At 57.7% G+C, this 12,344-nt stretch carries 15 protein-coding genes and 1 tRNA gene; 7 read left to right on the top strand and 9 right to left on the bottom strand.

Annotated elements, in window-relative coordinates; genetic code table 11:
* Positions 1 to 44: 44 nt before the first annotated feature.
* The 4 genes from ACOYXG_RS06280 (at position 45) to ACOYXG_RS06265 (ending at position 2,933) form a co-directional block, all read left to right on the top strand.
* Positions 45 to 118, top strand: a tRNA-Gly gene (locus ACOYXG_RS06280).
* A 286-nt stretch (positions 119 to 404) separates the two neighbouring features.
* A complete protein-coding gene (locus ACOYXG_RS06275) occupies positions 405 to 722 on the top strand; it encodes a helix-turn-helix domain-containing protein (protein WP_285375996.1) in 318 nt (105 codons plus the stop codon).
* Complete coding sequence (locus ACOYXG_RS06270; RefSeq protein ID WP_460356541.1) at positions 715 to 1,974, top strand: type II toxin-antitoxin system HipA family toxin; 1,260 nt, start codon at positions 715 to 717, stop codon at positions 1,972 to 1,974. The genes ACOYXG_RS06275 and ACOYXG_RS06270 overlap by 8 nt, the downstream gene beginning before the upstream one ends.
* 230 nt (positions 1,975 to 2,204) lie before the next feature.
* Positions 2,205 to 2,933: a class I SAM-dependent methyltransferase gene (locus tag ACOYXG_RS06265; protein ID WP_150370438.1), complete on the top strand. Its 729-nt coding sequence runs from the start codon at positions 2,205 to 2,207 to the stop codon at positions 2,931 to 2,933.
* A gap of 128 nt (positions 2,934 to 3,061) precedes the next feature.
* On the opposite strand, the gene tam is transcribed toward ACOYXG_RS06265, so the two are convergent.
* The gene (gene tam / locus ACOYXG_RS06260; protein ID WP_460356537.1) at positions 3,062 to 3,832 is read right to left on the bottom strand and encodes a trans-aconitate 2-methyltransferase; all 771 of its coding nucleotides are present in this window, start codon (positions 3,830 to 3,832) and stop codon (positions 3,062 to 3,064) included.
* Positions 3,833 to 4,019: 187 nt separating this feature from the next.
* Here tam and ACOYXG_RS06255 point away from each other — a divergent pair, with 187 nt between their 5' ends.
* The gene (locus ACOYXG_RS06255) at positions 4,020 to 4,430 is read left to right on the top strand and encodes a low affinity iron permease family protein (RefSeq protein ID WP_460356535.1); all 411 of its coding nucleotides are present in this window, start codon (positions 4,020 to 4,022) and stop codon (positions 4,428 to 4,430) included.
* Positions 4,431 to 4,530: 100 nt separating this feature from the next.
* On the opposite strand, the gene ACOYXG_RS06250 is transcribed toward ACOYXG_RS06255, so the two are convergent.
* From ACOYXG_RS06250 to ACOYXG_RS06215, 8 genes are all read right to left on the bottom strand, one after another.
* The gene (locus tag ACOYXG_RS06250) at positions 4,531 to 5,034 is read right to left on the bottom strand and encodes a DUF4142 domain-containing protein (protein ID WP_027614439.1); all 504 of its coding nucleotides are present in this window, start codon (positions 5,032 to 5,034) and stop codon (positions 4,531 to 4,533) included.
* Positions 5,035 to 5,109: 75 nt separating this feature from the next.
* Entirely contained in the window at positions 5,110 to 5,268 is a 159-nt protein-coding gene (locus ACOYXG_RS06245) for a KGG domain-containing protein (protein ID WP_003222499.1), read from the bottom strand.
* A gap of 118 nt (positions 5,269 to 5,386) precedes the next feature.
* Positions 5,387 to 6,736 carry a sensor domain-containing protein gene (locus ACOYXG_RS06240; protein ID WP_460356531.1) on the bottom strand — a complete coding sequence of 450 codons (1,350 nt, stop codon included), beginning with the start codon at positions 6,734 to 6,736 and terminating at the stop codon, positions 5,387 to 5,389.
* A gap of 79 nt (positions 6,737 to 6,815) precedes the next feature.
* Positions 6,816 to 7,454 (bottom strand): LysE family translocator, encoded by a 639-nt coding sequence (locus ACOYXG_RS06235; protein WP_097086642.1) that lies wholly within the window; start codon positions 7,452 to 7,454, stop codon positions 6,816 to 6,818.
* Between the two features lie 60 nt (positions 7,455 to 7,514).
* Positions 7,515 to 7,931, bottom strand: coding sequence for a fosfomycin resistance glutathione transferase (gene fos, locus ACOYXG_RS06230; protein WP_460356527.1), 417 nt, complete (start codon positions 7,929 to 7,931; stop codon positions 7,515 to 7,517).
* A 3-nt stretch (positions 7,932 to 7,934) separates the two neighbouring features.
* Entirely contained in the window at positions 7,935 to 8,651 is a 717-nt protein-coding gene (locus ACOYXG_RS06225) for a PA3715 family protein (RefSeq protein WP_460356524.1), read from the bottom strand.
* Between the two features lie 37 nt (positions 8,652 to 8,688).
* On the bottom strand, positions 8,689 to 9,423 hold the full coding sequence (locus tag ACOYXG_RS06220) for a PA3715 family protein (protein ID WP_460356521.1): 735 nt from the start codon (positions 9,421 to 9,423) through the stop codon (positions 8,689 to 8,691).
* A 22-nt stretch (positions 9,424 to 9,445) separates the two neighbouring features.
* Positions 9,446 to 10,357, bottom strand: a complete 912-nt coding sequence (locus tag ACOYXG_RS06215) for a LysR substrate-binding domain-containing protein (RefSeq protein ID WP_460356518.1) — start codon at positions 10,355 to 10,357, stop codon at positions 9,446 to 9,448.
* A 77-nt stretch (positions 10,358 to 10,434) separates the two neighbouring features.
* On the opposite strand from ACOYXG_RS06215, the gene ACOYXG_RS06210 reads away from it, so the two are divergent.
* Together ACOYXG_RS06210 and ACOYXG_RS06205 are read left to right on the top strand one after the other, a co-directional pair.
* Positions 10,435 to 10,923, top strand: a complete 489-nt coding sequence (locus ACOYXG_RS06210) for a DMT family transporter (protein WP_460356515.1) — start codon at positions 10,435 to 10,437, stop codon at positions 10,921 to 10,923.
* Between the two features lie 171 nt (positions 10,924 to 11,094).
* The gene (locus ACOYXG_RS06205) at positions 11,095 to 12,330 is read left to right on the top strand and encodes an aminotransferase class I/II-fold pyridoxal phosphate-dependent enzyme (RefSeq protein ID WP_095138511.1); all 1,236 of its coding nucleotides are present in this window, start codon (positions 11,095 to 11,097) and stop codon (positions 12,328 to 12,330) included.
* Positions 12,331 to 12,344: the final 14 nt, after the last annotated feature.

Genomic DNA, 12,344 nt, shown 5'->3' with positions numbered 1-12,344 from the left:
CTTCAAATCTGCGCCCGACTCTGGTACAAAGTCAGCCGCTCTGAGCGGGTATAGTTTAGTGGCAAAACGAAAGCTTCCCAAGCTTTAGTTGAGGGTTCGATTCCCTCTACCCGCTCCACTCAATCAGGTCTCACGTCGTGTTATGACGGGGGATGCAGGAACAGAAAAACCGGCCTACAGGGCCGGTTTTTTGTGTCCGGGATTTTGTGGGAAGGCACCATGAATGATGATTCTCCTGATTCGGACCTCTCCTCAACCAAATTTGAATAATTCCATTTTTCTGTGGGTTATTGCGATTTTTAAAAGATAAGCCACAATAAACAGGAATAACGCATGGATGACAATTTCCTGGATAAATCCAGAATTACCGGGTTTAAAGTAGCTTTTGAGGTGTAAGACCCATTATGTTGGATTTGAGCCTTAGCAAGCCAAGTGAGGTCGTCAAGCGGATCTGTGAACGCCTGCGCACTGATCGACTCGCTCTGGAGATGACACAAGCAGATGTGGCCGCACGTGCCGGCATCGGAACCAACACGGTATCCAATCTTGAGGCCGGGCGTAATGTGGGCTTCGAAAATCTGGTGCGCGTCGCCATGGTACTTGGACGCAGCAAGGAACTCGAAAATCTGTTCCTGCCAAAGCTTGAAACTCTGGACGACATCCTGCGCTACGAAAACAGCGCCAAGCGTCAACGCATCAAAAGGAAATCCGAAAATGCTTGAGCGAGTGGACGTCTACTACGAAGGCTGGGGTGAACATTGGCAGTGGGGCACGCTGGCTTCCACCACAGCTCTGACCGGTCGGCCGCTGGTCGTGTTTGAGTACAGCGACGAAGCGAAAAAAAGAGGACTCGAACTTTCGTCCCTGAAACTTCCTTTACAAGGCGCAAAATTAAGCCGGGATTTCCCGCAACATCAGTTGGGATTGCCAGGCCCCGTCTATGACTCGCTGCCCGACGGTTGGGGCATGCTGCTGATGGATCGTCTATTCAAACGTCGCGGCCTGAATCCCGCACGCATCGGCCCCTTGGAGCGACTGGCCTACATTGGCAACAATGCCATGGGCGCCATGTCGTTCAAGCCTGTGGCGCCTGAGGTGCTAGAACCGCAGATGCATGTTCCCATTGAATTGCTTGCAGCCGAAGTGCAGCAAGTGCTCAAAGGTGAAGGGGGTGAGCTTCTTCAGAAGTTGTTGCTGGTGGGAGGATCTCCGCAAGGTGCCAGACCAAAAGCTCTGGTCTATCGCGATCCTGATACCGGGACGTTCACCACTGCCGCCACTCCGGATTTTGAAGCATGGCTGGTGAAGTTCCCGGCCCAGCACGAACACCCCGAAGTGTGCGCTATCGAAATGATCTATGCCGAGTGCTTGCGCCTCTGCGGCATTCAAACACCAGACACGCAATACTTCAGTCTGTCAGACGGAATGACTGCCTTCGCCAGCAAACGCTTTGATCGACAGGACGGGCTGCGCGTCCCCATGCAAAGTCTCGCAGCTTTCACCGGAGCAGATTTTCGATCCCCTGGAGCATTGGACTACGTCAACTTCCTGCGCGCGACGCAGAGATGCACCAATGATGTACGAGAAAAAGCTCGAGCGTTCGAGCGAGCTGTATTCAACGTTGCGTTCCACAATCGAGACGATCACCCCAAAAACTTTGCCTACACCATGTCACGAACTGGCGACTGGAAATTAGCCCCGGCTTACGATGTGACCTTTTGCGAGGGGCCGGGTGGGTATCACCAGATGGATGTGATGGGCGAAGCGCTGGAAATCGACCGAAAGGCCATGCTTGGACTGGCAGAAGAGGCGGAGGTTGGTGCCTATGAGGCAGGAGTTATAATTGAGCGCTTTTGCGACGTATCCAGCCAATTCTCAACTGTGGCAAATGATCGTTATCCTGGCGCGATCACTCAGGAAACCCTGTGTACCATTCAAAGCCGAATTGATCACAACATCAAGTTGTTGCGATGACTGCATATCCTTGCAAATCACACTTTTTGAAACCCTGAAGATTTTTCCGACATTACAGATCCACAACACACCGACGGTTCTCACCTTCCCCACGACCCGCTAGCATTTCCCCATCACCCACCACCCTCCCCCTGCGCGGCCATCGACGAATACGCGTTTTGACTTTCGAGGGACTCCATGGCGCGGCCTCTGTGCCGCTGATGACCGAACTCAAAAGACCACTTCCCCCCATGACGCAAAATATTTACGACGATCCGGAGTTTTTCCAGGGCTACAGCCAGATGAACCGCTCTATAGGCGGCCTCGATGCCGCGCCGGAGTGGCCGGCGCTCAAGGCGTTGCTGCCATCGATGCACGACTTGAATGTGGTCGACCTCGGCTGCGGCTATGGCTGGTTCAGCCGTTGGGCCAGTGAACATGGCGCCGCCCATGTGCTGGGGCTGGATGTCTCGGAAAAGATGCTGGAGCGGGCGCGCGAAACCACAGCGGCGGCGAACATCCGCTATGAACGCGCCGACCTCGAACATCTCGACTTGCCGGCCTGCAGTTTCGATCTGGCCTACAGTTCGCTGGCGCTGCACTACATCAAGGATCTGGCCGGACTGTTCGCCCATCTGTACGCGGCGCTGAAACCGGGTTCGCATTTTGTGTTCTCCATCGAGCACCCGATCTTCATGGCCCCGCGCAATCCAGGCTGGCTGGTCGACAGCGATGGCCACAAGCGCTGGCCGCTGGACAGCTATCAGATGGAGGGCGAGCGGGTGACCCACTGGCTGGCCGACGGGGTGATCAAGCAGCATCGCACGATGGGCACGCTGTTGAATTCGTTGATCGCGGCGGGTTTTGCCATTCGCCATGTCAATGAATGGGGGCCGAGCGATGCGGAGGTGGCGGCGCAACCAGCGCTGGCTGAAGAGCGGGAGCGGCCGATGATGTTGTTGGTGGCGGTGCAGCGCTAATCTGATCTGAGCAAACAATATGTGGTGAGGGGATTTATCCCCGATGGTTGCGTAGCAACCGCTTAAAGGGCCTGCTGCGCAGTCCATCGGGGATAAATCCCCTCACTACAGGTGGCTGAAGGCTGGCTTCAGCGAGTCGCGACGATGAACAGCCGCGGAAACGGCAACAGCACCGAACCATCCGGCAACGCCGGATACGCCTCGGAAACGGCCGCCAGATACTGCTGCAGATACTGCGCCTGCTCCTCTCCGCTCAGCGGGCTCAGAAACGGAATCAAACCACTGCCCTTGAACCACTCCACCACCCCCGCTGCCCCGCCCGACAGTTGATGGTGATAGGTCGTGCGCCACACATCGACCCGCGCACAGTGCGGACGCAACATCGAGAAGTAATCGCTGGCACTGGCCATCTCGGTGCGCTGCCCGGCGGCGTCGGCGAGTTTCGCGGCCCACGGGCCGTTGGCGGCAACTTCGCGCATCAGTCGATGGGAAGGTTCGTTGAGGTTGTCCGGCATCTGGATCGCCAGACTGCCACCGTCCGAAAGTTTAGCCGCCAACGCCGACAGCAATGTCGCGTGATCCGGCACCCATTGCAGCACTGCATTGGCGAAGATCACATCGAACGGGCCTTGATCCCCCCAACTATCGATTTCTGCGACCTCGAACTGCAACTGCGGGAGGCGCTTGCGCGCGGCGTTGACCATGTCCGGCGAACTGTCGAGACCCCTGACCTGGGCCTGCTCAAAACGCTGCACCAGCAGCTCGGTGGAGTTACCCGGACCGCAACCGATATCGACCACCGATCGCGCCTGAACCGTGGGAATCGCCGCCAGCAGATCACGGGCCGGGCGAGTGCGTTCATCTTCGAAAGCGACGTATTGTCTGGCGGACCAACTCATTGCGTTCTCCTGTCGGGACATTCGTGCGGTTCGTCACAATACAGGCAGCGCTGCGCGCAGTTCCAGACAGGCTTATTGCAAGGGATGTCTTCACCCTCACAATTATTGGCAGACGTCATTAGTAAGTAGAATTTTCATCGCGCCCCGGATGTCTGAATTTCAAGCTCTCCCAATAAGGAACACCGCAATGAAATTCGCGAAAATCTCCCAGACCCTGGCCCTCTGGGCCGGTAGCCCGAAAACCTTCATGGGCGCGTTGATCCTGATTTTTCTGTGGGGGTTGAGTGGGCCGATTTTTGATTTCAATGACACCTGGCAACTGATCATCAACACCTCGACCACGATCATCACTTTTCTGATGGTATTCCTGATCCAGAATACGCAGAACCGTGATACCGACATCCTGCATCTGAAGCTCGATGAGTTATTGCGGGTGAACAAGGAAGCGCAGAACGCAATGCTCGGCCTGGAATCGCTGGATCTCAAACAACTCGAGGCGCTGCGCAAGCATTACCGCAGCCTGGGGGAAAACGAGGTATTCGATCTTGAAGGGCTGGGGGAGAAGAGCAAGCCGAAGCAGGATTTGAATGACTGCTAAGTAAAGTTGAACAAAGCAAAAGATCGCAGCCTGCGGCAGTTCCTACACCGTTCTATGTAGGAGCTGCCGCAGGCTGCGATCTTTTGCTTGGCAGTTGGTATCAGCGACTGGCTTGCAGCGCTCGGGCCATTTCCAGATGGCTTTGCAGTTTTGGCAGCGTCTCGTCGGCAAATGCCTTGATTTCCGGCACGTCGGTCGACTGCGCTTCCTGCTGGATCTGCTGGATGGCCTCTTCGGTCGCTTTCACCTGGCTCGCGGCGTAGGCCTGGTCGAAGGTTTCACCGTCCTTGACCTGAGGGATCATGGTCTTGGCCTTGTCGGCAATTTCTTCACGGGGCGCGACCGGCAGATCGAGTTTCTTCGCGATCTTCGCCAGATGCTGGTTGGCCGTGGTGCGGTCATTGATCACGACAATGGTGTAATCCTTGACCTCTTTGGATTCGGATTTCTGGTGCGCCAGACGGCTGGCTTCAATGTCGGCCATGCCTTTGGCGGACGCATCGTTGATGAAGTCGGCAGGCGACTGGGCGAATGCTGTGCCCGCGAACAAACCCAACAGCGTGGCAAAACTGAAACGACGTATCTGGGTGGCCATCCGGCTCATGGTCGCGCCCTCCTATCTCTGCAAATTCAAGCGGGGGCTTGCGCCCCCGCCTCTCAATCAAAACTACCTCACCGACTACTTCGACTTCTGAGCTGGCTTGCGGCCCATTTCGGTTTTCGCAGGCTCTTTGTCGACCGTCGTGGTGGTGGTTTTCCCACCTTTGCGACCGGCTTCAGACGCCTTGGTTCGATCGTTGGCGAAGTTTCCCGAGTTCGAGTTTCTTGAATTAGGCATGATTCTCTTCCTCTTGGTGTTGATCGTTGGCGAGCAGATGCCCGCCTAGATTGAGAATTGCCGGACTGCCAAAGGTTTAGAAAAGTTGCCCGCGCCGCGACGAACGGCGCGCACTGTTTCAGCTATCCACCGCCCGATGATTGAGGCGTTTGGCGGCGTACATCGCTTGGTCGGCATGCCGGAACAATTGTTGCTCCTCACTGCCATGTTCGGGATAACGGGCCACGCCGATGCTCGGTTCGATGTACAGGTTGTGACCGTCCAGGCGCATCGGCTGCACCAGCACCTGGCGGATTTTTCCGGCCACGATGTCGGCGTCTTCAGCGGCGTGAACGCTGTACAACAGCACCACGAATTCGTCGCCACCGATGCGCGCCACGGTATCGGTGTCGCGTACGCAGCCCTTGAGCCGACTCGCCACCGTTTGCAGCAGCATGTCGCCGACCGCATGGCCAAAGGTGTCGTTGACCTGTTTGAAACGATCCAGATCGACATACAGCAGCGCCATGTTTCCCGAGGTTTCACGGGCAGCGGCCAGCGCAGCCTTGAGGCGGTCTTTGAGCAACCCGCGATTGGGCAACTGGGTCAGTTGATCGTACTGCGCCATGCGTTTGAGCCGCGCGTGCAACTGCTGGCGCTCGATGGCGGTGGCGACCTGGGCGCAGACGTATTGCAGCAGTTCCTTGTCCTGCTCGGTATAACGCTCGCCGCCCGGCAGACTTTTGACGATCAGCGCACCGATGGTGCCGTTCTTCGAATTCAGCGGCACACCGAGCCAGCACGGTGAGTCCTGCCCCGCCACCAGCGCGGCGAAGTCGGGCGAGGCGTCGGGGCTGTCCGGCGTCAGCAGAATCGGCTGACCGCTGCGGATGACCTCCGCACACAAACGCCCGGTAACGGTGCCAGGTTGCTCGGGCTGCAATTCGTGATCGTCGACGTGATAGGGAAAATTCAGCTGCGCACAGTGCTCGTCGTACAGCGCCACGGAGAAATTCAGCGCCGGCAGCCATTCGCCGATGATCAGGTGGATGCGTTTGAACAGCGCTAGCAGGTCTTCGGCGACATGCGCCGCCTCGGAAATCGCGTACAGCGCAGCCTGACGCGATTCCGCCTGCTTGCGCTCGGTGATGTCGCGGGCCACGGCGATGCGCAGTTGATCGACCTCCGACCAGCGCGCCGACCAGAGGATGTTGACGATGCGGCCATCCTTGCGCACGTAACGGTTTTCGAAATTGTGCTTGGGTTCGCCGCTCATGATGTCGTGGGCGGCGGCCAGGGTGCGCTGGCGGTCTGCGGGATGCACCAGTTCGATCATCGACCGGCCGATCAACTCGTCAGGCGTATAACCAAAAATACGCTCGCAGGCAGCACTGACAAAAACGAAACGGCCCTGCCTGTCCACCGCGCAGACGGCATCGAGCAACAGGTCCATATAACTCGCCAACGGCGCGGAATTTCGGCTTTCCATGGTTCAGCGTGGGTGTCCGGACAATGCAGCACTGTTCAACCATCCCTGACCCTTTGTTCACGCATCCCTGCACACAACATCAAGCCTTGTTCGGCAGCAATCCCGGTAGTGCGTGCATCAGTGCGTTGATCGCAAAACCGATGAACATCACGCCACACAAACGCGTGATCATCAGCTCGTGGCGCTGATACAGCGTGCGCACCCGTCGGGCGCCGACAACGCCGATCAAGATAGCGTAAGCCAGCAATCCGCCGAGAAAGCTCAGGGCGATCAGCCCCGGCAGCATCGACCAGTTGAGCAGTTCGGCGCGGCTCGACAGCAGCGCCGTAAACGTCGCCACCGCTACCGGATACGCCTTGGGATTGGTCAGGCCGAACAGGATGCCGTGCCAGAACGGCTGACGCGCCGCGCCCTGCGGCTGATCAGCGCTGCGCCGCTGGGCTCGCACTGCGCGCCAGCCGAGCCAGAACAGGTACAAACCGCTGAGCACACCCAGCACATCGAATGCGGTGCTGCCGATCTCGCGGGCACCGACGATGGCGATCAGCGCGGTGCTGCACCAGACCACATCGCCAAGCAAATGCCCACAAAGAAACCCGGCCCCGGCCCGTCGCCCATGCGCCGCACCGATGCCGAACACCGCCAGAACACCCGGCCCGGGCGTGATGCCGTATATGAAACCCGAGGCCAGAACGGCCATTAGCAGCGATGGAGTCATGGAAAACCTGCTGGCGCCAGTACAAATGATGGCCAGTCTATATCAGCCCGCAACGCCTGATCACGATGCGTCGTAAAAACGCATGCCCGAGTACGGTTTATGCCGACAGGCTGCCAGTCGCGAGGCGAGATCGCCGACGTGAGCCTCTAGTTTGTGACCATCGGGGTCAAGGAAATAGAACGACGCACCTTCGCTGCGGTTGTCGCGCCACTCCCGCACGTTCGCCGCTCTTAGCTTCTGCGCGAATAGCGGGAAATCCGCCTCAGCCAGGCTGAACGCATAATGGGTGTAGTCGACGGACGGCTCGCCGCTGCGCTGCGCATCCAGCGACAGACACAACCACAGCCCCGACAGCGACAGATAGGCACCGGCGTCCCACGTGGCTTCGACGCGCAGACCCAATACATCGCGATAGAACGCCAGGCTGCGGGGCAAATCGCTGACAGCGATGGTCAGGTGGTTGAGGCCGGTGAGCATGGGTCAGTAACCTCTGAGGTCTTCAGGGACGTTGTACTGCTGGCCATCGTACGTCAGGGTGATCTGCTTTTTCTTCAGCTCGGTGGTTTTCGAAACGCACTGACTGCCGGACCGGGTGTTTTTCATTTTGCTGCCGCTGGTGGTGACGATCAGATCGGCAAAACCATTGTGGCTCGTTGGAGCGATCTCGAGCGTTCGGCGGATTTTCTTGCTGTAGCCCTCGCAGTCATTCGCGAACTCACCGTTGTCCTTGAAGACCACCAGGCCCTCAAGCACCGGACGTAACTCGTCGCCCTCGCGCACATACAGCGCCAGATCGGTTTTTTCATAGGGAATGGCATGGGAACTGTGCACGAATTTCGCGCGCAGCCCAAACGCGCGGATATCCGGCGTCAGGCGGTAGCGCGCCGTGTCGATGCGTACATCATCCAGGCGCACGGCATCGGAGTTGTAGGCGCCCGGCTTCCGATAGGTGGCGATGGGTTTGGCGTTACTCGCATTGAGGAGCGCCAGGTCCAGATCAAACGCCCCGGCATCGTCACCACCGGAGTCGGCCAGGTAGGTGGATTTGACCGAAATCGCCTGACTCGGGAACGCCGGCCAGACGTTGCAGCGCGACATGGATTTACCGTCGAAACTTTTGGTGATGCAGGCGGCGTGGGCGTGGGGGGTGATGGCCAGCAAACCGAGGGCGATCAGGAGTCTGGTGGGGTTAAGCATGGTTCTTCCTTGATAAGTGTCGTATTTGGCTAGCGGGTTACAGGCCTTGGAAACCGTTTGGCAAAACGTAGGATTTTCCGTCGTAGTACAATGTTGTCAAAACGGGTTTGTTGTCAGTGGTTTCAGTTTTACATGCGTCTCCCGTCCCCACACTTGTTGTGTCTTTCTCCAAGGTTTTGACAATCAGATCTGCATAGCCGTGAGAGCTCGTTTTAGCGATTTCTACCGTTCTTGAAATCTCATATCGCTCGCCTTCGCAGTCACCATCCCACTCGCCGCCATACCGATAAACCACTAATTTATCCAATACCGGGCGCAATTTTTCGCCCTCTTTCACGTAGAGCGAAAGCAGGTTTTCTTCCATCGGATTGATCCGGGATCCATTAGTGGATAACGCACGTACGCCAAAGGCACGAAGATCGGTAGTCAGTGTGTAGCGAGCCGTATCGAGCGTTATTTCTCGCAAACTGACGCCATCCAATACAAATGCAGCCGCTTTGTAATAAGTCGCAATGGGCTTCGATTGAGCGGTGTCCAGAACGGACAAGTCGAAATCGTAGGTACTCAGCGCTTCTGGGTCATCAGATGGGGATCCGCGCTTAAACTGTGCAGTGGCGTTGATGGTTAATCCTGGATATGCAGGCCACTCCTTGCAGACAGAAAGATCCAGATCTCCTGCCATCGGTGTTGGCACGCAATCAGCCAACACCTGCCCCGCCATCAACCACCCACTCAGGGCCACCCAGCCGATCCATCCAGACTTCACTGTCACACCCCACTCCTTGATAACGTTTTCAGCCGCGCACTATCCCCTCCTCAATCCGGCGATTCAACCAGTTCAACGCCTGATCCCCACCCCGGCGCTTATGCCACGCCAGCACAAACGTGAACGGCGCAATCTCGAACGGTGGCGGCAGCACAATCAATTCCTGCTGATCAATCTCGCGCACGCTGCGCGACGACACCGTGAGAATCAGATCCGTACCGCTGATCAACTGCGGCGCGACGTTCCAGTGCGGCAGGCTGATGGCGACGCGGCGGCGTTCGCGCAATGAGGTCAGCGCCCGTTCGATTTCCGGGGTGCCGCTGCCGCGCATCTCCAGCAGAACATGCGGGCGCGACAGGTAGGTCGGCAAATCCAGCACACCGTTGGCTGGCAAGCTGCGGCGATCCAGCAGGCAGACGTAGCGCTCTTCGAACAGCACGCTGCTGCGCAACTCGTTGGGCATTTCCGGGAACACCCCGGCGGCCAAATCGATGTCACCGTTGAGCACACCCTCCAGCATGCCCTCGCGGCTGGCATGGCTGATCTGCAGGTCGATGCCCGGCGCCTCGCGGCGCAAGATGCGGATCAGCCCGGGCAGGATGATGGCCGCACCGTAGTCGGACATCGCCACACGAAAGGTTCGCCGCGCAGTGGCCGGATCGAAAGCATTGGGCGCCAGCAGCGATTGCACTTGGGCCAACGCTTCGGCCAGTGGCGCAACCAGTTCCAGCGCCCGCGCCGTGGGCACCAGCGTCGAACCGGCGCGCACCAGCAGCGGATCGCCGAGCAAGTCGCGCAGACGCGCCAGCGCATGGCTGACCGCCGGTTGACTAAGGTGTAGCCGCTCGGCGGCGCGAGTGACGTGTTGCTCGCAGAGCAAGGCGTCGAGGACCACCAACAGGTTGAGATCGATCCGGCGCAGGTCATTCATCTTGTGCATGTTCTGGATGACAAAACGGAATTTAAATCTGTGCGACGAATACCTTAGAGTCCAGCAAAACCTGTTGGAGAGTGATCATGAGTACGTTGCAGTGGACCGGTTTGTTGCTGTTGGCCGCGTTTGCCGGGGCAGTGGTGCCGTTTCAAAGTGCGATCAACAGCAATCTGGCGCGGGGGCTTGGCCATCCGCTATGGGCAACCTTGGCCTCGTTGCTGGTGAGTGTGTTGGTGTTGTTACCGGTAATTCTGGCGTTGCGCCTGCCGCTGCCGTCGCTCGGGATAATCAGCAAGGTACCGCTATGGATGTGGGCTGGCGGTGCGTTTGGCGTGTGTTTTGTGGCGCTGGCGGTGATGTTGTTGCCAAAGCTCGGCGCTTCGGGGTTTGTTGCGCTGGCGTTGGCCGGGCAGGTGATTGCTTCGATGCTGCTCGATCACTTCGGGTTGTTTGGGCTGGTGGAAAAACAGCTGTCGATGTCGCGGGTGTTGGGCGCATTGTTGCTGATTGGCGGGGTGGTGTTGATTCAGTTTGGTGAGGCGGCGAGCAGGAATCTGGCACCTGCCGGGTAGGATTCGGAGGCGCCCGACACCCCATCAGAACATCGCCCTACAAGCAAATATCCAATTCCGCTCAGTATTGCAGGAAGTGTCTGATTCAGGCCCGAAGTCGTGTTCCGTAAAGTCTGGCAATACACACAAATTGCAACGACCCACGGATTGCCACGCTCAAGGGATGCCCCGATGAACCATACACAGCAAGCACCAAACCTTTATTCCAACTATCGAAAAGTTATCGCCCTGGCAAACCAGGACTGGGAAAACGCCGAGCTCGGAAAAGTCGCCGGGCTCAATGTCGAGGTCATGGGTTCCAACCACCTGCTCGATCAATACGGACGGGAATTACAACACTTCTGTACCACGTCCTACCTTGGCCTTGATCACCACCCTGCCTTGCTCGAAGGTGCAATCGCCGCACTGCAGGAAACCGGCACCTTGCGCATCGCCAACTCGAAAAATCGCTGCAAGCTGGGGATTCTCGAAAAATACGAAACCGAACTTTCGCAGTTGTTCGATGCAGTGTGCCTGACGACCCTGTCCTGCAGCGCTGCAAGTGCGGGGATCTTGCCGCTGCTGGCCAGCGGTGTATTGACCGAGAATCGCCCGCCAGTGATGGTCTTTGACCGTCAAGCGCATTACTCGATGAATCACTTGAAAGCTGCATGCGCCGACGAAACCCGGGTGATGACCTGTCCACACAACGATATGAATTTTCTAGAAAAGATCTGCCAGCAATATGGTCGTGTGGCCTATATTGGCGATGGCGCTTACAGCATGGGCGGCGTGTCCAACATGGAAGGCCTGCTGTACCTCAAGGATCGTTACGGGCTGTTTCTTTATCTGGATGATTCACACGCGTTGTCAGCCGTGGGCCATAACGGCGTCGGTCTGATACGCCCGAGAATCCAGACGCTGGAAGATGACTGCGTGATCGTCGCGTCGCTGGCCAAGTCATTTGGCGCCAGTGGTGGACTGGTGATGCTTGGCAACCAGCGCCAGAAAAAAATCATCCAGCGTTATGGCGGCCCGAGCAATTGGTCACAAAGTCTCAACTGTGCGGCAATCGGCGCCGGACGAGCGTCAATTCGTCTACATTACACCGCCGAATTCGCCGCTCTGCAGGCCCGCCTCCAGGCTAATATCCGCCTCTTCGACAGTTTGATCAGTACAGAGCAATGCCACAGCGCGATGGCAATCCGCTTGATCGACTGCGGCCAGGCGGATCTGGCCAATCGCATCGCCAGCGAGCTGGCCGAGCAAGGCTTTTTCACCAGCGCAGTATTTTTCCCGGTAGTTGCCCAAGGTAAAGCGGCCATTCGGGTAACCTTGCGTGCTGATATGGAGCCGTCGCTGATCCGACGTTTCTGCGATGTAGTCAGCGAATTGTTGCGCACACACCGCGTCGATTTCGACATCTGAGCCAGGGACGATCG

The sequence above is a fragment of the Pseudomonas sp. G3-39 genome (genome assembly GCF_054790485.1).
Note: the sequence above shows the minus strand (reverse complement) of the source record. Positions and strands in the feature narration are given on the sequence as shown.